The organism is Microbacterium aurantiacum, assembly GCF_040532595.1.
Taxonomy (GTDB): Bacteria; Actinomycetota; Actinomycetes; order Actinomycetales; family Microbacteriaceae; genus Microbacterium; species Microbacterium chocolatum_B.
Genome location: NZ_JBEVYX010000001.1, coordinates 712,375 through 733,442 on the forward strand (window position 1 = coordinate 712,375; position 21,068 = coordinate 733,442).

The 21,068-nt window shown below is 69.7% G+C and carries 21 protein-coding genes; 12 read left to right on the plus strand and 9 right to left on the minus strand.

Annotation, left to right across the window (positions count from 1 at the left end; translation table 11 throughout):
- Positions 1–4: 4 nt before the first annotated feature.
- Together ABXJ56_RS03545 and ABXJ56_RS03550 are read right to left on the minus strand one after the other, a co-directional pair.
- A complete protein-coding gene (locus ABXJ56_RS03545; RefSeq protein WP_353998342.1) occupies positions 5–304 on the minus strand; it encodes a GNAT family N-acetyltransferase in 300 nt (99 codons plus the stop codon).
- A 9-nt stretch (positions 305–313) separates the two neighbouring features.
- The gene (locus ABXJ56_RS03550; RefSeq protein ID WP_353998343.1) at positions 314–1,348 is read right to left on the minus strand and encodes a LacI family DNA-binding transcriptional regulator; all 1,035 of its coding nucleotides are present in this window, start codon (positions 1,346–1,348) and stop codon (positions 314–316) included.
- 171 nt (positions 1,349–1,519) lie between these two features.
- Between ABXJ56_RS03550 and ABXJ56_RS03555 the strand changes: the two genes are divergently transcribed.
- The 4 genes from ABXJ56_RS03555 to ABXJ56_RS03570 are packed head-to-tail and all read left to right on the plus strand — an operon-like array spanning position 1,520 to position 5,602.
- A complete protein-coding gene (locus ABXJ56_RS03555; RefSeq protein ID WP_353998344.1) occupies positions 1,520–2,872 on the plus strand; it encodes an ABC transporter substrate-binding protein in 1,353 nt (450 codons plus the stop codon).
- A 3-nt stretch (positions 2,873–2,875) separates the two neighbouring features.
- Positions 2,876–3,829, plus strand: coding sequence for a carbohydrate ABC transporter permease (locus ABXJ56_RS03560; protein WP_435404951.1), 954 nt, complete (start codon positions 2,876–2,878; stop codon positions 3,827–3,829).
- Entirely contained in the window at positions 3,826–4,650 is an 825-nt protein-coding gene (locus ABXJ56_RS03565; protein ID WP_353998346.1) for a carbohydrate ABC transporter permease, read from the plus strand. The genes ABXJ56_RS03560 and ABXJ56_RS03565 overlap by 4 nt, the downstream gene beginning before the upstream one ends.
- Position 4,651: 1 nt before the next feature.
- A complete protein-coding gene (locus tag ABXJ56_RS03570; RefSeq protein ID WP_353998347.1) occupies positions 4,652–5,602 on the plus strand; it encodes an alpha/beta hydrolase in 951 nt (316 codons plus the stop codon).
- A 3-nt stretch (positions 5,603–5,605) separates the two neighbouring features.
- Here ABXJ56_RS03570 and ABXJ56_RS03575 read toward each other — a convergent pair whose 3' ends face one another.
- From ABXJ56_RS03575 to ABXJ56_RS03600, 6 genes are all read right to left on the minus strand, one after another.
- Positions 5,606–7,039, minus strand: coding sequence for a GH1 family beta-glucosidase (locus ABXJ56_RS03575; RefSeq protein WP_353998348.1), 1,434 nt, complete (start codon positions 7,037–7,039; stop codon positions 5,606–5,608).
- Positions 7,036–9,273 (minus strand): alpha-xylosidase, encoded by a 2,238-nt coding sequence (gene yicI / locus ABXJ56_RS03580; RefSeq protein ID WP_353998349.1) that lies wholly within the window; start codon positions 9,271–9,273, stop codon positions 7,036–7,038. The genes ABXJ56_RS03575 and yicI overlap by 4 nt, the downstream gene beginning before the upstream one ends.
- Positions 9,273–10,178: a carbohydrate ABC transporter permease gene (locus ABXJ56_RS03585; RefSeq protein WP_435404952.1), complete on the minus strand. Its 906-nt coding sequence runs from the start codon at positions 10,176–10,178 to the stop codon at positions 9,273–9,275. Before ABXJ56_RS03585 ends, yicI begins: the two co-directional genes overlap by 1 nt.
- Positions 10,178–11,143, minus strand: coding sequence for a carbohydrate ABC transporter permease (locus ABXJ56_RS03590; protein WP_353998350.1), 966 nt, complete (start codon positions 11,141–11,143; stop codon positions 10,178–10,180). Before ABXJ56_RS03590 ends, ABXJ56_RS03585 begins: the two co-directional genes overlap by 1 nt.
- A gap of 55 nt (positions 11,144–11,198) precedes the next feature.
- Positions 11,199–12,509, minus strand: coding sequence for an ABC transporter substrate-binding protein (locus ABXJ56_RS03595; protein WP_353998351.1), 1,311 nt, complete (start codon positions 12,507–12,509; stop codon positions 11,199–11,201).
- Between the two features lie 105 nt (positions 12,510–12,614).
- On the minus strand, positions 12,615–13,646 hold the full coding sequence (locus ABXJ56_RS03600) for a LacI family DNA-binding transcriptional regulator (protein WP_353998352.1): 1,032 nt from the start codon (positions 13,644–13,646) through the stop codon (positions 12,615–12,617).
- 566 nt (positions 13,647–14,212) lie between these two features.
- On the opposite strand from ABXJ56_RS03600, the gene ABXJ56_RS03605 reads away from it, so the two are divergent.
- From ABXJ56_RS03605 to mgtE, 7 genes are all read left to right on the plus strand, one after another.
- Complete coding sequence (locus ABXJ56_RS03605; protein ID WP_353998353.1) at positions 14,213–14,980, plus strand: winged helix-turn-helix domain-containing protein; 768 nt, start codon at positions 14,213–14,215, stop codon at positions 14,978–14,980.
- A gap of 156 nt (positions 14,981–15,136) precedes the next feature.
- Positions 15,137–16,135, plus strand: coding sequence for a DNA-3-methyladenine glycosylase family protein (locus tag ABXJ56_RS03610; protein WP_353998354.1), 999 nt, complete (start codon positions 15,137–15,139; stop codon positions 16,133–16,135).
- A 112-nt stretch (positions 16,136–16,247) separates the two neighbouring features.
- Positions 16,248–16,646, plus strand: coding sequence for an STAS/SEC14 domain-containing protein (locus ABXJ56_RS03615; RefSeq protein ID WP_353998355.1), 399 nt, complete (start codon positions 16,248–16,250; stop codon positions 16,644–16,646).
- 9 nt (positions 16,647–16,655) lie between these two features.
- Positions 16,656–16,880, plus strand: a complete 225-nt coding sequence (locus tag ABXJ56_RS03620) for a hypothetical protein (protein ID WP_353998356.1) — start codon at positions 16,656–16,658, stop codon at positions 16,878–16,880.
- A gap of 23 nt (positions 16,881–16,903) precedes the next feature.
- Positions 16,904–17,665 (plus strand): SDR family oxidoreductase, encoded by a 762-nt coding sequence (locus ABXJ56_RS03625; RefSeq protein ID WP_353998357.1) that lies wholly within the window; start codon positions 16,904–16,906, stop codon positions 17,663–17,665.
- Between the two features lie 116 nt (positions 17,666–17,781).
- Positions 17,782–17,937: a hypothetical protein gene (locus ABXJ56_RS03630; protein ID WP_353998358.1), complete on the plus strand. Its 156-nt coding sequence runs from the start codon at positions 17,782–17,784 to the stop codon at positions 17,935–17,937.
- An 8-nt stretch (positions 17,938–17,945) separates the two neighbouring features.
- A complete protein-coding gene (gene mgtE / locus ABXJ56_RS03635; protein ID WP_353998359.1) occupies positions 17,946–19,304 on the plus strand; it encodes a magnesium transporter in 1,359 nt (452 codons plus the stop codon).
- A gap of 3 nt (positions 19,305–19,307) precedes the next feature.
- Here the strand turns inward: mgtE and ABXJ56_RS03640 are convergent, their stop codons facing one another.
- The gene (locus ABXJ56_RS03640; protein WP_353998360.1) at positions 19,308–20,141 is read right to left on the minus strand and encodes an aldo/keto reductase; all 834 of its coding nucleotides are present in this window, start codon (positions 20,139–20,141) and stop codon (positions 19,308–19,310) included.
- A gap of 79 nt (positions 20,142–20,220) precedes the next feature.
- On the opposite strand from ABXJ56_RS03640, the gene panC reads away from it, so the two are divergent.
- Positions 20,221–21,066: a pantoate--beta-alanine ligase gene (gene panC / locus ABXJ56_RS03645; RefSeq protein ID WP_353998361.1), complete on the plus strand. Its 846-nt coding sequence runs from the start codon at positions 20,221–20,223 to the stop codon at positions 21,064–21,066.
- Positions 21,067–21,068 lie beyond the last annotated feature (2 nt).

Genomic DNA, 21,068 nt, shown 5'->3' on the forward strand with positions numbered 1-21,068 from the left:
AGCGTCAGGCCGAGCGCCGGTCGGCCAGGATGGCCGCTCGCTCCGGGTGGGCGGCGAACCAGTCGGCGACATACCAGCACACCGGAGAGACCCGACGGTCGCCGAGACCCTCGATCTCGGCCACCGCTCGGTCGACGACCTCGGCGGCGTACCCGTGGCCGCGGAAGGTAGGAACGGTGTACGCGCGCGTCAGGGCGACGGTGCGTCCGTCGTCGCGGTAATCCAGGACGCTGACGAGGTCGCCACCGCGATGGAGGGTGTAGCGCGACGCGTCGGTCTCGTGGGAGAAGCGCAGATCGGTCACCCCACCAGGCTACGCCCGCGGCGCGGCCACCGATCCGCGCACGCGCAGGGGCATGGGCAACCGCTCGACCGCGGGCTCCCGGCGGGTATCGGCGCGCGCGAGCAGGATCTCCACGGCACGCCTGCCCAGGTCGTAGTGCGGCAGCGCGAATGTGGTGAGCGCCGGATGCAGCCACCCGGCGAGCTGATGATCGTCGAAGGAGATGATCGAGAAGTCGTCCGGAATCCGCAGCCCGGCCTCCTGCACGGCTTGATACGCGCCGAAGGCGAGACGGTCGTTGAACGCGATCACCGCCTCCCCGCGGACTCCGGTGTCGAGGAGGTCCCGCATCGCCGCGAAGCCGTCCTCGGGGAGCCAGACCCGGGCCAGGCGTCCACTCGCGGGCTCCAACCCGGCATCCGACAGCGCGTCGAGGATGCCGCCCAGACGCTCGCTCCCCGCGACGGTCTGACCGGGGACATCGGTGCGCCCGGGCCCGGCCCCGAGAAGATGCACCCTGGTGTGCCCGCGTGCGAGAAGCGTCTCGACCGCTGCTCGCCCGGCGGCGTACTCGTCGGGGATCACGGCATCCGCCGGCGCCTCGGGAAGGGCGTTCAGCAGAACGACAGCGCCGGGGTCGATACCGGCGGGAACCGAGCGCTCGAGTGTGAACATCGACGCGACGATGAGCCCGTCCACCTGTCGGTCGACCATCGCCTGCACGAGACGACGCTCTTCGTCGAGGTCGCCCTCGGTCTCACCGATGAACAGCATGTAGCCGTTGCGGTGCGCGTGCTCCAGGGCCCCCTTGATCATGTCCCCGGCGAGCTGCGAGGTCGCCACGGTGTCGGAGATGAACCCGATCGTCTGACTCGATCCGCTGCGGAGGTTGGTGGAGATGACGTTGGGCCGATAGCCGAGTTCGGCAGCGACCCGCCGTACCCGCTGCTGCGACGCCTCCGAGATCCGCAGCTCGTCGCCGCGGTCCGACAGCACGAGGGAGGCGGTCGTCCGCGAGACTCCCGCGGCGTTCGCCACGTCGGCGAGCGTGACCCGCTTGTGCATCCACGCCCCTCCCTGTCGCGAGAATCCTAGCGACAGGGCGCGACGATCCATTCATCCGAAAGGAGTTGACAATCAGCCGCGAGCGGCGCAAGATGACTTTGCTAACGCGATTTAGCAATCACTGCAGCACACACCCGAACACCGTCCCCACAGCTCGAAAGGGAGACATCGATGTCTCGAATCCCGCACCGCCGCATGCTGTCCCTCTCCGCCGTCGGCGTCGGCGCCCTCCTCGCCCTCACCGCCTGCGCCCCTCCCGGAGGCGGCCAGAGCGCACCGACCGGCTCGGCCGACATCGACCCGACCGCCGGATGCGGCACGGAGGACGTCGTCCTCGACATGTACATCGAGACCGGCTTCCCGCTGCCGAAAGAGCTCGCCACCGCGTTCACGGCGCAGTACCCCAACGTCACCTTCGACATCCGCGAAGACCAGTTCGCCGTGATCACGCAGAACGCCCCGCGCGTGCTGCAGGATTCGCCGCCGGACCTCATGCGTCTGCCGCAGATGTCGGCGCTCACCGAAGGCGGGCTCCTGCTCGACCTCGATCCCTACGCCGAGGCGTACGGATGGACCGAGTGGCCCGAGTCGCAGCTGGAGCAGCTGCGCGTCGACGACGAGGGCCGCCGAGGAAGCGGACCCCTCTACGGCATGGGGCTGAACTTCTCGATGACCGGCGTCTTCTACAACAAGGAGCTCGCCGAGCAGATCGGCATGACCGAGGCGCCCGCCACGCTCGAGGAGTTCGACGGCTACCTGCAGGCGGCGAAGGATGCCGGGATCACCCCGATCGCGCAGTTCAACGGCGGTGCGACCGGCGGCCTGCTGTTCCCGCTGCAGGGCCTCATGGCCTCCTACGGTCCGACCGCCCCGATCAACGAGTGGATCTTCCAGGCGCCCGGCGCGACGATCGACACGCCGGAGACCCTCGCGGCCGCCGAGCACCTCCAGGGCTGGATCGACGCCGGCTACTTCGCGGACGACATCAACTCCCTGGACTACTCGCAGATGATGAGCCGCTTCATCGGCGGCGAAAGCCTCTTCGTCTTCAGCGGCGACTGGGAGTCGGGCAACCTCGACGCGCAGATGCCCGGAAACGCCGGCTTCTTCCTGGTCCCGCCGCTCGAGGGCAGCGAGCAGATGGGCGCCATGTCGGCACCGCTCACCTACGGGATCGCCGCCGGCGCGGAGAACCCCGACTGCGCGGCCTTCTTCCTCGACTGGATCGCCACCGACGAAGAGGCCCGCACCATCACCGTCGAGGTCGGCGGCAGCCACCCGATGGGCCCGGCTGACGCCTTCATGCCCGAGGTCGACCCCGAGTCGGTTACCGCGGCGACCCTCGCCGCCGGCAACACGATCAACGAGGTCAACGGTGCGATGGACTTCATCGCCAACGCCACCGGTGCGATCTACGCGCAGAGCTGGACCCCCAACGTCCAGCGCCTGGCCGCCGGCGAAGAAGACGCCGCGACCGTGCTCAGCAACGTCCAGGCCGACTACGAGCAGGAAATCGGCGACTGACGAATGACAACCTCCACGCGGGGGGCTGCGGCCCGAAACGCAGCCCCCACGACCCCCGGACGCGTGGCGGGCGGTCGCCGGTCCCGGCGGCTGCGGACGGCGGCGGGAGTGTACCTCCTCGTACTCCCCGCCGCCGTCTTCTACGCCGCGTTCGTCCTGCTCCCCATCGGGCGCACGGCGCAGTACTCCCTGTACGACTGGGACGGCATCACCCCCGCCACGTGGGCCGGGCTGTCCAACTACGTCCAGGTCTTCACCGACCCGAAGCTCACCGGCTCGATCCTCAACGCCTTCGAGCTGATCCTGTACTTCAGCATCATCCCGGTGACCCTCGCACTGTTCGCGGCGAACATCATCCGCGCGATCGCGGCAACGAAGCTCGCGGGCGTCTCGCGCACCGTCCTGTTCCTCCCCCAGGTGATTCCGCTGGTCGCGGCGGGCATCATGTGGACCTGGCTGCTGTCTTCCAACGGCATGGTGAACCAGCTCCTGCGCCTCATCGACCTCGAGGGAGTGACCCGTGCGTGGCTCGGCGACTTCTCCACCGCCCTCCCCGCGGTCGGCGTCATCGGGGCGTGGGTGCAGTTCGGCTTCTGCCTCCTTCTGCTCCTCGCAGGGATGACGAAGATCGACCCGAACCTCTACGAGGCCGCACGCATCGACGGCGCGGGTCCCGTCCGCGAGTTCGTGTCCATCACTCTCCCGAGCCTCCGCCAGGAGATCGCGGTCGCCGTGACGATCACCGTCATCTCGGCACTCGCGAGCTTCGACATCATCTACATCTCCACCCAGGGCGGGCCCGGCGACAGCACGCTCGTCCCCGGTCTGCAGATCTACTACCTCGCGTTCTTCCAGCGCGACATCGGGACGGCCTCCGCTCTCGGCATCACGCTGATGGTGCTCGTCCTCATCGTCGTGCTCCCGCTGCAGCGCCTTCTCCGAGCGAGGGAAGGATGATCGTCTCCACACGGGAGCGCGTCCTCGGACGGGTTCTCATCATCGTCTTCATGCTGGTCACGATCGTCCCGTTCGTGAGCCTGTTCATCACCGCCCTGCACGAGCCGGGCACGTACCCCAACGGGCTGAGCCTGCCCGAGCGGCCGCACTGGGAGAACTTCCTCCTCGCGTTCCAGTCTGCGAACATGCCGGCGCTGCTCTGGTCGAGCGTGTTGATCGAGCTCGGCGTCGTCCCGATCGCTGTCCTGATCGCCACCCTCGCCGGCTTCGCGCTGGGGCACCTCAAGCCCGCCGGCGGACGCGTCGTGTTCGTCGTGTTCATCCTCGGGCTCACCCTCCCCTTCGAGGGCATCATCGTGCCGCTGTACTACCAGATCCGCGACATGGGGCTCCTCAACACCCGCTGGGCCATCATCCTGCCGCTCATCGGGCTGTTCATGCCGTTCGCGGTCACCTGGATGCGCGCGCACTTCATCAACATGCCGAACGACCTCTCCGAGGCCGCGCGCATGGACGGCGCGACGACATGGCAGCTGTTCTGGAAGATCCACGTGCCGCTGTCGCTGCCGGCGCTGTCCTCGCTCAGCATCCTGCTGTTCCTGTGGACGTGGAACCAGTTCCTCCTCGCGATCGTCCTCGTCGACGACCCGACGAAGCGGACCATGGCCGGCGCGCTCGGCGCCTTCCAGGGCCAGTGGGGCACCGACATCCCGCTCCTGTGCGCGGGCTCGCTGCTGATTCTCACCCCGACCCTCATCGTCTTCCTGATCTTCCAGCGGCAGTTCGTCTCGGCGCTGCTGCAGGGCTCCCTGAAAGGCTGACATGCCCACCCCACCGCCGTTCGACCCGGAGGTCGGATACGCTCTCGCCACGCGCGACGACGTCGTGACCGGGCTCGCCGACGATGAGATCCCGGCGCTGCGCACGCGCAGCATACGCCCGGATGCCGAGGCCCTGAGCCTCGACGGCGAGCTCGAGGTGCGGGTCCTCCGCGCCGATCTCACCGGACGGGAGTCGGTGGAGATCGTCCTGCTGCGCCCCACCGAGGCCGCCGCCCCCGTCCCCGTGCTCTATCACGTGCACGGGGGCGGCCTGGTCGTCGGAACCCCCTACGACGATCTGCCGGCGGTGGCTCGGTGGGCGTCCGCCGCGGGCTTCGCCGTCGCAGCGGTCGACTACCGCCTCGCGCCCGAGCACCCGTACCCGGCGGCGGTCGAGGACGTCTACACGGGGCTGGTGTGGCTCGCCGGCGAGGCCCCCTCCCTCGGACTCGATCCACAGCGCATCGTCGTCGGCGGCGTCAGCGCGGGCGGAGGCCTCGCCGCGGCTGTGACGCTGCTCAGCCGTGACCGGCGCGGCCCCGTACCCGCCGGTCAGATGCTCCTCTGTCCGATGCTCGACGACCGCAACGAATCCGCATCGTCACTGCAGATGGCGGGGATCGGCGCGTGGGACCGCGGCGCCAACGCCACGGCGTGGCGTGCCTACCTCGCCGGGATCGACCCCGTCCCCGCCTACGCCGCCCCGGCGCGCGCCGACGACCTCTCGGGGTTGCCTCCGACGTTCGTCGACGTCGGGTCCGCCGAGACGTTCCGCGACGAGGATGTCGACTACGCGCGACGCATCTGGGCGGCCGGGGGCGACGCCGAGCTGCACGTCTGGCCGGGCGGGGCCCACGGATTCGACGCGCTCGTGCCGGAGGCGCAGCTCAGCCGTGCGTCGCTCCGCGCGCGCACCGATTGGCTGCGGCGACTCCTCGCCCGTCTCGGATGAGGCTCAGGGCGTGACGGCGGTGCGCGCGAGCTCGGCGTACCAGCGCCCGGAGTCCTTCACCGTACGCGCGAGGGTGTCGAAATCGACACGGACGATGCCGAAGCGCTTGGCGTAGCCGTAGCCCCACTCGAAGTTGTCGAGAAGCGACCACACGAAGTACCCGCGGAGATCGACCCCTTGCTCCATCGCGCGGTGCGCGGCGGTGAAGTGACGGCGCAGGTAGTCCACGCGCTCGGGGTCCGGGACCGATCCGTCCGCGGCGACGACGTCGTCGAAGGCGGCACCGTTCTCCGTCACCATGAGCGGCTGATCGGGGAACTCCTCCCCCAGCGCCACGAGGAGCTCCTCGAGCCCTTCGGGAGCGATGTTCCACCCCATCGCCGTGTACGGTCCCGGCTGCTCGACGAACTCCACGACGCGGTCGCTGCCCGGCCATGCCGTCGCGCCCGGAACGCCCTTGTGGCCGTCGTTCGTCTGCTTCGGCGAGACGCCGTCCCACATCCGGACCGTGGCGGTGGAGTAGTAGTTGACACCCAGCACGTCGATCGGCTGACGGATGTCGGCGAGGTCGCCGTCGCGGACGAACGACCAGTCGGTGACCTCGCGCGTGTCGACGAGGAGGTCCTCGGGGTAGGCGCCGTGCAGCATCGGGCCCGTGAAGGCCCGGTTCGCCAGGGCGTCGATGCGCCGCATCGCCTCGGCCGCGCCGTCCCCCTCCCCGCGCAGAGCGTGGAAGTTCAGGGTCACCGAGTACTCCGGATCGCCGGTCGAGGTCGCGCGCAGCGCCTGGACGGCCCGGCCGTGCGCGAGGTTCAGGTGGTGGACGGCGGCGAGCGCGGCATCCGGTTCGTGTCGACCGGGCGCATGACCGCCCTGTCCGTAGCCGAGGTAGGCCGAACACCACGGCTCGTTGAGCGTGGTCCAGGTGTGCACGCGGTCGCCGAGCGCCGCGCCCATGACCTCGGCATAGCGCTCGAACGCGTCGGCGGTCGCGCGGACGGGCCAGCCGCCGGCATCTTCCAGCGCCTGCGGCAGATCCCAGTGGTACAGGGTCGCCACGGGACGGATGCCGCGCTCGAGCAGCCCGTCGACCAGGCGCGCGTAGAAGTCGATGCCCGCCTGGTTCACCTCGCCGACGCCGGCGGGCATGATGCGGGGCCACGCGATGGAGAAGCGGTAGGCGCCGAGGCCGAGGTCGGCCATGAGGTTGAGGTCGCTCTCGACCCGGTGATAGTGATCGCACGCGACGTCGCCGGTGTCGCCGTTCCAGACCTTGCCCGGGGTTTTGGAGAAGGTGTCCCAGATCGAGGGTCCACGACCGTCTTCGTCGAACGCGCCCTCCACCTGGTAGGCGGCGGTCGCCGACCCGAAGGTGAAGCCCTCGGGAAAGACCAGGCCGCTGTCGCGGTAATCGGTACGGCCGGTGGTCGCGGTCATTCGGTCACTCCCGTGCGGTCGATGGTGAAGGAGGCGGTGCGACCGTCGGGCGTCGCGATCCGACGCTCGATGGTACCGCTCCCACCGGGATAGATCCGCCACGTGAGGCCCTCGAGATAGTCGTAGTCGGGGCGGTCGTCGCGCGCACCCCACGGCAGGACGGCCCCCGGACGCGCGTAGAGCGGCAGACTGAAGACGTCGTGGGTCTCCTCGATCCAGCGTCCTCCCGTCACCCGCGCTCCGGTGAGCAGGTGGGTCCACTCCCCCGCGGGGAGGTAGAACGACACCCGCCCGTCGGCGCGGAACACCGGCGCCACCAGGAGATCGGGGCCGAGCATGTACTGGCGATCGAGGTAGGTCGCAGCCGGGTCGTCCGGGAACTCGAGCACCATCGGACGCATGAGCGGCACACCGGATGCCGCGGCCTCCGTGCCGAGGCCGAAGAGGTAGGGCATGAGCCGCATCTTCAGCCGCGTGAACCGACGCGTGACCTCGACCGCCTCCTCGTCGAACTGCCACGGCACGCGGTACGAGCTGGAACCGTGGAAGCGGGAGTGGCTGCCGAGAAGACCGAACGCCGTCCAGCGCTTGAAGACCTCGGCATCCGGAGTCCCTTCGAAGCCTCCGATGTCGTGACTCCAGAACGCGAAGCCGCTGAGCGCGAGCGACAGTCCGCCGCGGAGGGTCTCGGCCATCGACACGAAGGTCGAGGTGCTGTCGCCGCCCCAGTGCACGGGCATGCTCTGGCCGCCGGTCGTCGCCGAGCGCGCGAAGAGCACCGCGTCGCCCTCACCGCGCGCCTCGACGAGGACGTCGTGCACCGCGCGGTTGTACAGCTGCGCGTATCGGTTGTGCATGCGCTCGGGATCTTCGCCGTTCGCCCAGGCGACCTCGAGCGGGATCCGCTCGCCGAAGTCGGTCTTGAAGCAGTCCACGCCCTGCGCGACGAGCGCGCGCAGCTTGTCCTGGTACCACCGGGTGGCGTCGGGGTTCGTGAAGTCGACGAGCGCCATCCCGGCCTGCCAGAGGTCCCACTGCCACACCGTTCCGTCCGCTCGGCGGACGAGGAACCCTCGGTCGGCGGCCTCGCGGAACAGCGGCGAGCGCTGGGCGATGTAGGGGTTGATCCAGACGCTCACCCGGAGATCCTTGGCATGCAGGCGCTCGAGCATCCCGTCCGGATCTGGGAAGACGCGCGGATCCCAGGCGAAGTCGGTCCAGTTGAACTCCCGCATCCAGAAGCAGTCGAAGTGGAACACCGAGACAGGCAGTTCGCGCCGGGCCATCTCGTCGATGAAGGAGGACACCGTCGCCTCGTCGTAGTCGGTGGTGAACGACGTGGACAGCCACAGCCCGTAGGACCATGCCGGGACGATCGGCGGGCGCCCGGTGAGTGCGGTGTATCGCGCCAGGACGTCCTTCGGAGTGGGGCCGGCGAAGACGAAGTACTCGAGGGTCTCGCCCGAGACCGAGAACTGCACGCGCTCGACCGCCTCGGAACCGACCTCGAACGAGACATGGCCGGGGTCGTTCACCAGTACCCCGTAACCGGCACTGGAGAGGTAGAACGGGACGTTCTTGTAGGCCTGCTCGCTGGAGGTCCCGCCGTCGGCGTTCCAGATCTCGACGCTCTGCCCGTTCTTGACCAGGGGCCCGAAGCGTTCGCCGAGACCGTAGATGAGCTCGCCCACCCCGAGATCGAGCTGCTCGTGGATGAACGTCGACATCGGAGGGAAGCCGCCGCCGCCGCGGGCGTTCGCCACGATGCCGCGGTCGACCTCCGCTCCGGGCGCCACGTGGACGTACCCGGTCGAGCGCGGGCCGCTGCCGGTGACGCGCTGCCCGTCGACCTCGAACGACAGGTCCCACGGCGCGCCGGGGGCGATCGTCGCGCGCAGACTGCCGGTCTCGAGCACTCCCGCGCCGTCGATGACGGATGCCGCACCCGCGCCGCCCGCGACCGCGCCGACGAGGTCGAATCCGCCGTGGTCGTGCCCGCCCTCGTGGTGCGTGATGCGTACGCGCACCACTCCCTCCAGCGGAGAGGAGAGCGTCACCGTCAGGATGGGGCGGTTGAGCGTGTCGCCGCGGCGCTCGATGACCTTGGTCGGAGCCGTCACGACGACGCCGGCTCCGTCGGTCGCGGCATCCGTCGTCTCGATGTCGTAGGCCTCCTGGGCATACAGGGCCGTGACGCCGGGACGCAGCTGCCAGAAACCATCGGTGAACTTCATTACTTGACTGCTCCTGCGGTGATGCCGCGCGTGAGGGTGCGCTGGAAGATGAGGAAGAAGAGGAGGGTGGGGATGATGCCGAGCAGCGCCGAGGCACTCGTGGTCGTGACATCCATCAGACGGTCGCCCTGGAGCACGCTGATCGCCACCGGCACCGTCTGATTGGCGTTCGACGGCAGGAAGGTGAGCGGGAGCAGGAACTCGTTCCACGTCCAGATGAAGAAGAAGATCAACAGGACGGACAGGATCGGGCGACTGATGGGCAGCACCACCCGCCACAGGATCTGCCAGCGCGAGGCCCCGTCGATGGATGCCGCCTCCAGAACCTCCTTCGGGAAGGTCCCGAGCACCGAGGACAGCAGGTAGGTGCCGAAGGCCGCCTGGATCACGACGAACACGATGATGACCGACCACACGCTGTCGTAGAGACCCACCTCCTTGAACATGAAGTACAGCGGGTACAGCAGCGCTTCCTGCGGCAGCAGGTTCGCGAGGAGGAACAGCAGGACGATCCAGGTGCGACCCCGCACGCGACCGATGCCGATGGCGAATGCGCTGACCAGCGAGACCAGCACCGCCAGGACCGCCACCGTGGCGGATATGAACAGCGAGTTCCACAGCTTCTGCGGGAAGTTCACCCTCTCCCAGAACCGCGTGATCCCGGTGAAGTCGAGCGCCGTCGGCAGAGCGAGCGGCCCCGACGTCGCGTAGTCGACCGGCGATTTGAACGAGTTGACCAGCACGAGATAGAACGGGGCGATCACCACCAGGGCGCCGATCACCACGAAGACCAGCATCAGCCAGTCGACGGGGCCGCGCCTGGTCATCCCGCCGCGGGAGCGGGGCGGGCGCCGACGTCCGCTGCGCACCGTGGCGGCCTCGGAGGACGTGAGGATCGCGGTCATCAGAGCCCCGCCCTTTCCTTGCGCTCGAGCGCGGTCTGCACCCGGATGAAGATGACCGAGACGATGACGACGAGGATCGTCAGAACCGTCGCGATCGTCGCGCCGTACCCGATGTTCCGCTTCGTGAAGAACTCGGTGTACGCGTAGTACGCGGGCACGAGGGTCGCGCCGGCCGGCCCTCCGCGGGTGATCACGTAGACGGGGCCGAAGACTTTGAGTGCCGCGATGGTGCAGGTGAGGGCGACGACGAAGATCTCCGGCCGGATGATGCTGACCGTGATCGCGGAGAAGCGCTGGAACCAGTTCGCACCGTCGAGCTCGGCTGCCTCGTACAGCTCGGGATCGACGCGCTGGAGGGCCGCCATGAAGATGACCACCGGGTAGCCGATCTGGACCCAGATCAACACGACCATCAGCACGATCAGTGCGGACGGCATCTGCCCGAGCCAGTCCACCGGGCCGAGGCCGAGGGACGCCAGGATCTGGTTGGCCGCACCGTCCGCACCGGGACGCACGATCCACCCGATCACGATGCCTGCCACGGCGATCGGCAGGAGCTGGGGAAGGTAGTAGGTCGCCCGGAGGAAGCTGCCGACCCTGCCGCCGAACTTGCGGCCGACGACGTCGAAGAGAAGAGCGGCGATGACGAGCCCGAGCAGTGTCGGGACCACGACCATCGCGAGGATCATCCACACCGAGTTCGAGAACGATGTCCAGAAGTCATCATCGGTGAAGATCCGCGTCCAGTTCTCGAGGCCGATGAATTCCGGCGTTCCTACGCCGCGCCAGCGCGTGAAGGTCAGGTACACGTTCCAGACCAAGGGGATCACGATGATCAGGAGGAGGAGGATCGTGCCGGGCAGGAGGTACAGCCAGTAGCCGGCTGTTCCCCCCTTGCGCTGTGGGATCAGGGGCTGATCCGGAGGAAGCGTCGCCCGTCGGGGACGCGGGGATGTGACGGTCATCGCGGGGACTCCAGGTCGGTGCGGGGGCGGAGGGGATCCGCCCCCGCATGACGGATCAACGGAACTCGGCGGTTCCCTCGTCGTACGCGGACCCGAGGTTCGCGTTGGTGGTCGCAGGGTCCTGCACACCGGTGACGAGCCCCTGCAGCTGCTGCACGATCACGTCGTAGAAGCCCGGAGCCGGCCAGTCCGGGTAGAAGGACAGCCCGTCGTCGTCGAGCACGCCGTTGAAGGTCGCGATGAGCTCCTGGCTCTTCGGGTCGGTGATGTCCGCGGGGTCTGCCGCGACCGGCACCCCGCCGTTGTTCCCGATGATCGCCTGGATCTCCGGGCGCATCGTGATGTCGATGAATTCGTAGGCGAGGTCCTTGTTCGCCGCATTCTCCGGAACGACCCACAGATTGCCCGAGCTGCCGAGCGACAGCGTGGTCTCGGGGAAGGCCTGCATCGTCCAGTCGAAGTCGGTCGCCTCCGCGATGAAGCGGCCGTACCACCAGGAGCCCGATACGAAGATCGGGTAGGTGCCGTTGATGAAGCCCACGCCCGCATCCTCGGCCTTGACCGAGGACACATCCGAGGCGATGTAGCCGGCGTCGAGGTAGTCCAGAAGAGTCTCGCTGGCGTAGGTCACCTCGGGGCCCGCCCAGTCGACGGCGTTCTCGTAGAGCTGGTAGTCGTCGACCCACTGACGGTCGGCCTGGCTCAATGCGAGCTGGTACCACAGCTGACCGAGCGGGTATTCGGCGCCGGCCTCGGCGAGCGGTGTGGTGCCCTCGGCGACGAACGCGTCGAGCACGTCGATGAACTCGTCGTAGGTGGTCGGCACCTCGAGGCCTGCCGCCTCAAACATGTCGAGGTTGTGGTACACCCCGACGAACTCGCCGTAGTTCGGGATGCCGTACCAGGTGTCACCTCCCATGACGCCCTCGGGGGTGTACTTCGCGGTCGTCTGCAGCGACGGCGCCAGCATCTCGTCCCAGCCGTACTCAGCGACGGCGTCACTGATGTCGGCGATCAGTCCGGTGCTGGCGAGGAAGCCGGCGGTGGCGTTCCCCTTGTTGAACTCCATCAGGTCGGGCGCCGCATTGGAGTCGAGCACCTGGCTGGCTGTGGACTGGATCTGCTCGAAGGACTTCTCCTCGAACTCGACCGTGGCGCCGGTCTCCTCCTCGAAGATCGCGATGGCCTCGTCCCAGGCCTTCGCCATGGCGCTGTCAGGGCCCTCGTAGTGCCAGAGGACCAGCGTGTCGGAGTCCTGTTCTCCACCCCCGCCGCCCGAACAGGCGGACAGGGCGAGGACGCCGGCGGATAGGGCGGCGACAGCGGTCGAAGACCGGCGCGCGGTGGAGCGGGTGATGGGTGCCATCGGTGGCATTCCTTTCTCAGGGACCGTCGTTGGTCGGTTCAGGCAAAGAAAGTCGAAGCGTTTCGACTCGGGGTAAACAGAAGAGCAGACGGACGGGCGGGAGCGTCAGACGGTGCCCGTACGACCGGCGGGCGGCGTCGATACGGAACCGTGCACGACACGGGTCGGGGCGAGCAGGCGCAGCCCCGGCTCGGGGCGCTGGTCGCCCAGCGCTTCGAGCGCGAGCTCGACCGCGAGGTCACAGGATGCCTCGGGGACGAGCGGGAGGGAATCGATCGGCGTCGCGAGCGAGCCGGTGTCGAAGGAGGCGCCGACCGAGATGATCGATACGTCTTCCGGCACCGAGAGCCCTCGCTCGTCGACCTCGGCGAGGACCGACGCGTGGGCCTCGTCGAGGCAGTGGAGCACGAAGGCGGTGACACCGGCATCGAGGAGATCCGCCGCCGCCCGCCGGGCTGCCTCGCGCGTGGTTCGCGTGGTGCCGGTGGTTGCCAGCAGGAGCTCCATGCCGCAGCGCTCCGCCTCCTCCCGCACGCTGCGCCGCACACGGGGCGGGAAGTTCGACGTCTCATAGGCGGCATCCGCCTGTCCGATGAAGCCGATCCGATGGTGGCCGGCATCCGCAAGGACCGAGACGGCTTCAGCGGCCGCCGCTTCGAAATCGAGGTCGACGCACACCAGCCCCTCATTGTCATCGGGGACGCCGATGAACACCGTGGGCGTGTCGATCTGACGCGCCAGTTCGACTCGCGGGTCGTCGGGGGCGACATCGAGGACGAGGATCGCATCGACGAGTCCGTTCGCCGCGACCCTCCGCATCCCAGCCTGCGCCTGCTCGTCCGTGAGGAGCAGGATGTCGTAATCGTGGCGTCGAGCGGCGACCGCCGTCGCCAGGACGAACGACATGTGCGTGGGAGCGTGGGTGTCGCGGCGCAGGGGCTCGGTGAGCGCGAAGATCTGCGTCCGACGCCCCGCGAGCATGCGCGCCCCGGCATTGGGGCTGTAACCGAGGTCGCGGACGGCCATCTCGATCCGGCGACGGGTGTCGGGCGCCACCGGGCGCTTGCCGCTCAGCGCGTACGAGACCGTGCTGATCGACACGCCGGCGGCCGCAGCCACCTCGGTGATGTTCGCCATGTCGACCTCGTCGTCTGTCGGTGTGGATCATCGAAACGCTTCGCTAAGCGCTTCGATGACGAAGGTACGGCACCGACGCGGCACCCGCAAGAGGTTTGAGGGGAAACGCAACAAAAAAGTTCAGCGCACCCCGATTGCCCAGCGCACCGGCATCCGCGTGGGCGATCTGTCACATTTCGTCACACGTCGCGGGGCACCTTTTCGGTGATTTGACCGTCGCGGAAACACTCGGTCATAATCACGGCATGACTGACAACGCACGCTCTCTGTCCGCCTGGGAGGCGAACGGGACTGCCGGCATGATGATGGCCGGCCGCGTGGCGCTGTGTTGTCGAATGTGCCACTAGCACGGTGATCCCCGCCGGATCCGCCCGTTGGAGCGAGCCTTCGACGCGCCACGGATCCCCCGAGACGCCGCGCGGACGCGTCGATCACGCGCCGTCGGAGTCCTCGCACACCGCCCCGACCGGGCACCCGTCGCTTCCGAGCGATCGAAACGCAGAACCCTCTTCCGGCCACCGCCGCCGACGAACTCCCGGGGTTCACCTCCTTCAAGGACCATCATCATGTCGAACACCGCACTCCTCGAGCGTCCCGCCGCCCCCGTCCGCCACCTCCGCCCCGTGAGCGAGCCGACCTCCGCGGTCGAGCCGTCTCCTGCGGCCGCGCCCGCACCGGCGCCCGCACCCGCGGCTGCGGGCGCCGCCGCGGCGCGGAGCCTCCCGCCCGGCACCGCTCCGCGCGGCTTCGCACTGTACGTCGGCATCGACGAGGCCAAGGCCGCGGCATCCGGTGTGAGCCTCGGCGTGCTCGTCGACGCGCTCCGCCGCACGCTCGCCGACCTCGCCCCCTCGGCCGAGACCTACGCCACCGTCGCCCTCGCCCCCGTCGGTGCGGGCGGGCGGGACGTCGACGTCGTCCGCCTCGCCCTCCACGAGCCGTCCGCGGTCGCGCGCACGAAGCAGGACGAGCCCCTCGAAGAGGATGCCGTCGCCGGTGGCGTCGTGGTCGACATCTCGCGCAAGCGTGTGCTGATCGACGGCGAGTCGGCGGCCTTCACATTCAAGGAGTTCGAGCTCCTGCAGTACCTGGTGCTCCGCGAGGGTCGCACCATCGAGCGCACGGAACTCGTCACCTCCCTCTGGCAGGCCGCCAGCGACGAGGAGGCACCCGGCGAGCGGACGATCGACGTCCACGTGCGGCGCCTGCGCGCGAAGCTCGGTCGCTACGAGGACATCGTCCGCACCGTCCGCGGCGTCGGCTACCGCTTCGATCGGCACGCCGACGTCGTGATCCACTACGGCCACGGCACGCCCTCGCCCGACCGCTTCTGACCTCTCTGCGACGCCGGTCGCCCGGCACCCACCGCGACGTCGCGTGGCAGTCGAGACCGCCTCACGGAGTTCGACCGGGCCACAAGCGACACGCGAATGCGTGCGCAGGGATCGTGTGCGCCGGCGACGTCGGCGCCGCGACGTAGGGTCGAGGGCATGACGATCGCCGAGCGCACGCGAGAGCAGTTTCGCGCACGTCCGACGGCACCGTCCCCCCAGACCGCACCGCCGCGACCCGAGGCACCGCTGCAGACCGAGTACCGGCCGCGGCACCCGCTCGACCTCCGACGCACGGTCATGTTCCAGCGTCGCGGTGCGAACGACCCGACGATGACGATGTCGGGCGCCGTCATCTGGCGCGCGAGCCGCACCCCCGCCGGCGTCGCGACGCTCGCGCTGACGGATGCCGGATCCGGCGTGATCCGCGCGGCAGCCTGGGGCCCGGGGCGCGAGTGGGCGATCGCCCACGTCCCCGACCTGTGCGGCGCACGCGACGATCCGCACGGATTCGCCGCCGAGCGGCATCCGCTGGTCGCCGAGGCCTCCCGACGGATGCCGGGGCTCCGCCTCAGCCGCACCGACGGGGTGTTCGACGCCCTCGCGTGCGCGATCTTCGAGCAGAAGGTCACCGGCATGCAGGCCTTCGCCGCGTGGCGCCGGATCGTCTCCGGCTTCGGCGAGACGGCTCCGGGCCCCACGCCGCGAGCGATGGCGGCACCGCCTGACATCGACGGCTGGCGCGACATCCCGTCGTGGGCGTGGCATCGGGCGGGGCTGGAGCCGCCGCAGTCGAAGACCGTGGTGCGGGCCGCACGGCGGGGCCGCTCGATCGTCCGGGCCGTCGAGGCGGCGGCCGACGGCGAAGCGGTCGATCGGGTCCTCGTCTCGCAGCCGGGGATCGGACCGTGGACCTCGGCCGAGACGCGCATCCGCGCGCTCGGCGACCCGGACGCGGTGAGCGTCGGCGACTTCCACCTCGCGCACGAGGTCGGGTACGCCCTCGCGGGGGCTCGCACCGACGACGACGGGATGCTGGCGCTCCTCGAGCCCTGGAACGGCCAGCGGCAGCGCGTGATCCGCCTGCTCGCCGCGAGCGGAGTCCGCGAACCGCGTCGGGGACCCCGACTGCATCCCGAGGACCACCGCAGCCGCTGACGCACAGGGGTCGGACGAGCCGGCGTGTCCGAGCTCTGCCACACAGCGCGGGTGCGCGCTATTCTGAACGCGCAAAGGATCGCGATGCCGCGACCCCCGGAGGAGTACCCGAATGCTCGCCACCTTGCCCGATGCACCCGCGAACGTGCTCGCGTTCCGCGCCGTGGGTTCCGTCCATGCCGACGACTACCGCACGGTCCTCGACCCTGCGATCGATCGCGTGATCGCCGCCGGCGACACCGTGAACCTCGTCCTCGTCTTCGGCGATGACTTCGACGGCTATTCGTTCGGCGCGCTGTGGCAGGATGCGCGCCTCGAGAGCAAGCCGGCGAGCGCCTGGGGGCGGATCGCGCTCATCACGGACCACACCGCCGTGGCCGAGATCATCCATGCGATCGCCTTCCTCTTCCCGTGCGAACTGCAGATCTTCCGGACGTCCGCGAAGGACAAGGCGATGATCTGGGCGTCCCGCGCGCCGCAGCGTCCGGCGCGGACGGATGCCGCCCCCTAGGCTGAGCGCATGACAACCCCTCGTTCGCGCTGGACGCGCGGCCGCTCCGGCTGGGCTCTCGGCACCGCCCTCCTGTTCGCGCTCGGCATCATGTTCGGTCTGATCTGGGAGAACCTGCTGCTGGGCATCGTGATCGCCGCCGCCGTCTCCATCGGCTGGCTCATCGCGTACGAATCCTGGCGCGGACGCAACGTCGGGCTCGAGAACCGCGACGACGACGGAGCCCAGCTCTAGCGGCCGCGTCGGGGACCGGAACCATGCGCATCGCGATCGCGGGGGCGTCGGGACGCGTCGGCGTGCCGACCGGCGAGATCGCCCGTGCACGCGGCCACGACGTCGTCGCGCTGACCCGGGCGGACGGTGTCGACCTCGTCACCGGCGCCGGCGTGGAGGCCGCGCTCGGCGGCGTGGACGTGGTCATCGACGTGACCAACCGGGATACGCGTCACACCCGCCGGTCGGTGGACTTCTTCACGTCGGTCACGACCACTCTGCTCGACGCCGAGGTTCGAGCGGGCGTGCGGCACCACGTCGCCCTGTCGATCGTCGGCATCGACGGCCAGACATCCGGCTACTACGCGGGCAAGCTCGCGCAGGAGGCAGGGGTGCAGGCGGGGCCCGTCCCCTGGACGCTCCTGCGCACCACCCAGTTCCACGAGTTCGCCGCGCAGATCTGGGAGACCGCGGCCGTCGGCCCCATCCACCTGGCACCCCGCATGCGCACGCAGCCGATCGCGGCCCGAGAGGTCGCCTCCCGCCTCGTCGACCTCGCCGAGGGCCGTCCGCGCGGGCGCGCCCGGGATCTCGCCGGACCGCACGAGGAGAGCCTCGTCACGATGGTCCGCGCCTACGGCCGGGCGATCGGACGCCCGGCGACGCGCTGGCGCGTCCCCGCCGTCTCACTGCCGGGAGCATTCGGGCGTTGGCAGCGCGACGGGTCGGCGCTCCCCGGTCCCGATGCGATGCTCGGCGAGCAGACCTTCGCCGAATGGCTCGACGAGACGCGCGCAGCGCGATGAGCGTCGCCTGAACAACCCCTAAGCCGTCTTGCCGCGCATCGACCGCGCCGACTACGGTGGCCGGGGGCGCTCCGCGCCCGAACCGAACCGTGAGAGCGAGGTGATCCTGATGCCCAGTGACAGTTGCAGTCCTCGGCCGGACGCCGCGCACCCTCGCGCACTCTCCTCCTGAGCGCGACCCCCGCGCGTCCGGCGATCATCCGGATGCCGTCGCCGTCGGCATCCGGCATCCGTTCGCCCTCGCGCGAGCCGTTCGCGCGCGACAGGAGTGAGATCCCTCATGACCCCCGAGCAGACCCGTGACGTCGATGACCGCGTTCTCGCGATCGAACAGGCCCTGGGTGCCGATGATCTGCGCGCGACGTCGTCGCTGATCGCCGAGGCACCCACCCACGAGGTGGTGGCCGTGATCGAGCGATTGGACGCCCGCCGCCGTGCGGTCGTCTACCGTCTGCTGTCGAAGCAGCGCGCGCTCGACGTGTTCGAAGACCTTCCCGCCTCACTGCAGGGCGACCTGGTCGACGCGCTGCAGGACTCCGAGGTCGCGGCGGTGTTCGCCGACCTCGATCCGGACGACCGTGTACGTCTGCTCGACGAGCTCCCGGCCTCCGTCGCTCCGCGTCTTCTGCGTGGTCTTCCCGTCGACGAGCGTGCGCTCACCGCGACGGTGCTCGGCTACCCGCAGGACTCGATCGGGCGCCGCATGAGCCCCGAGTACGTCACGCTCCGCCCCGCCGTCCGCGTCGCCGACGCGTTGGCCCGCGTGCGGGCCCGGGTGCGCGACGCCGAGACGGTGTACACGATCCCGGTGATCGACGACGCGCGGACGGTCGTCGGCGTCATCAGTCTGCGCGATCTCCTGGGCGGATCCGACGACGACACCGTCGGCGCGCTGATGAGCGAACCGCACACCGCGACCGCCACCGACGACGCCGAGGACGCCGCGCGGCTCTGCGCCGACCTCGGCGTGCTCGCACTCCCGATCGTCGACAGCGAGGGGCGCCTCGTCGGCATCCTCACGATCGACGACGCGGTCCGCATCCTGGAGCAGGAGGAGAGCGAGGACGCCGCCCGCCAGGGAGGCGTCGAACCGCTCCGCCGCCCGTACCTGTCGACGCCGATCCTGCGCATCGTCCGCTCGCGCGTCGTCTGGCTGTTCGTCCTCGCGGTCGGGGCGACGCTGACGGTGCAGGTGCTGTCGGTGTTCGAGGACACCCTGGCCCAGCTCACCGTGCTCGCCCTCTTCGTACCGCTGCTCATCGGAACGGGCGGGAACACGGGCAACCAGGCCGCGACCACGGTGACGCGCGCACTCGCGCTGAGCGAGGTGCGCACCCGCGACGTATTGCGGGTGCTCTCCCGCGAGGTCCGTGTCGGCGCACTCCTCGGACTGCTGCTCGGCGTCCTCGGATTCGCGATCACCAGCGTCGTGTTCGACCTGCAGGTGGGCGTCGTGATCGGACTCACACTGCTGTCGATCTGCACGGTCGCGGCATCCGTCGGCGGGGTCATGCCGCTCCTCGCCCGGGCGATCCGGGTCGACCCGGCTGTCTTCTCGAACCCGTTCATCACGACGTTCGTCGACGCGACGGGGCTCGTGATCTACTTCCTCATCGCCCGCGCGGTGCTGCAGATCTGACGGTCACATCTCCTCGTGGGTGTCGGGGTCGCCGTCCCACAGCCGACCGCGCTCGAGGGCTGCGATCGCCGCGATCTGCTCCTCGGTGAGGGAGAATCCGAACACGTCGGCGTTCTCGCGCTGGCGATCCGCGTCGGCGGACTTCGGGATGGGCGTGCTCTGCAGCTGGGTGTGCCACCGCACGACGACCTGCGTCGGGGTCACGTCGTGGACGACGGCGAGCTCCGTGATGAGCTGCTCGGCGAGCAGGTCGCTGCGGCGGGCGAGGGGGCTCCAGCTCTCGGTGCGGATGCCGTGCTCGGCGTGGAACGCCCGCAACGGCCCCTGGGGGAAGTACGGGTGCAGCTCGACCTGGTTCACCGCCGGGACGACACCGGTCGCGTCGATCAGCTCGGTGAGCATCGCCTCGGTGAAGTTCGACACGCCGATCGAGCGGACGAGTCCCTCCTCGCGGGCATCGATCATGCCGCGCCACGTCTCGAGGTACTTGCCCACGCTCGGGTTCGGCCAGTGGATCAGCTGGAGGTCGATGCGCTCGAGACCGAGCCGATCGAGCGATCCGCGGATGCTGTCGGCGGCCTCGGTACGGCCGTGGTGGCGGCCGGGGATCTTGGAGGTGACGATGAGCGCGTCGCGGTCGACATCCGCTCGGCGGATCGCCTCGCCCACCTCGCGCTCGTTCTCGTAGTTCACGGCGGTGTCGAGCAGACGGTAGCCGGAGGCGATCGCGGACACGATCGCCTCGATCCCCTCCTCGCCCCTCAGGTTGTAGGTCCCGAGCCCGAGTTCGGCGAAGGAGTGACCGTCGTTGAGGGTGACCGCAGGAATCGTCAGCATCCCCCCATGATGCCCGAGAGCCGCGGCGCGGGGGCGGTCGGCTGACACCTCGACCGCCCGGACGAAGTACGCTCGGCGGATGCGCGTGATCGATTCCGTGGCGCCGCTGCGGGCCGCCCTCGACCCCGTCCGCCGCCGCGGGGGTCGCATCGGCCTCGTCCCCACGATGGGCGCCCTGCACGAGGGGCACCTGACCCTCATCCGCGAGGCCGCGCGGGTGTCGGACGAGGTCGTCGTGTCGGTCTTCGTCAACCCGACCCAGTTCACCGATGCCGCCGACCTCGCCGCCTACCCGCGCGATCCCGAGACGGATGCCGCGATGGCGGCCTCCGCGGGAGCGACCGTGGTCTTCACCCCGATTGCCGACGAGGTGTATCCCGCGGGGTTCTCCACCGGCATCCGCGTCGGAGGAGTGAGCGAGCCGTGGGAGGGTGCCGCGCGCGGTGCCGCGCACTTCGACGGGGTCGCGCTGGTGGTCACCAAGCTCTTCCTCATGGTGGGGGCCGACGCCGCCTGGTTCGGTCGGAAGGATGCGCAGCAGGTCGCCGTGGTCCGTCGGCTCGTGCGCGATCTGAACATCCCGATCGAGATCCACGCCGTCCCGACCGTCCGCGACGTCGACGGGCTCGCGCTGTCGAGTCGGAACGTCCGCCTGAGCGCCGCCGACCGCGCGCAGGCCCTCGCGATCCCCCGCTCGCTCGCCGCGGCACGAGCGGCCGTCGCCGACGGGGAGACGGATGCCGCTTCCCTCACCGCACGGGCGATCGCGTCATTGCGCGCGGCGGGGATCGAGCCGGAGTACTGGGCGGTCGTCGACCCGGACTCGTTCGCACCGCTGGACCGGCTCACGGGCGATGCTCTGGCGATCGTCGCCGCCCCCGTCGGCGCGGTGCGCCTCATCGACAACGAGCTGCTGCGCGCCTGATG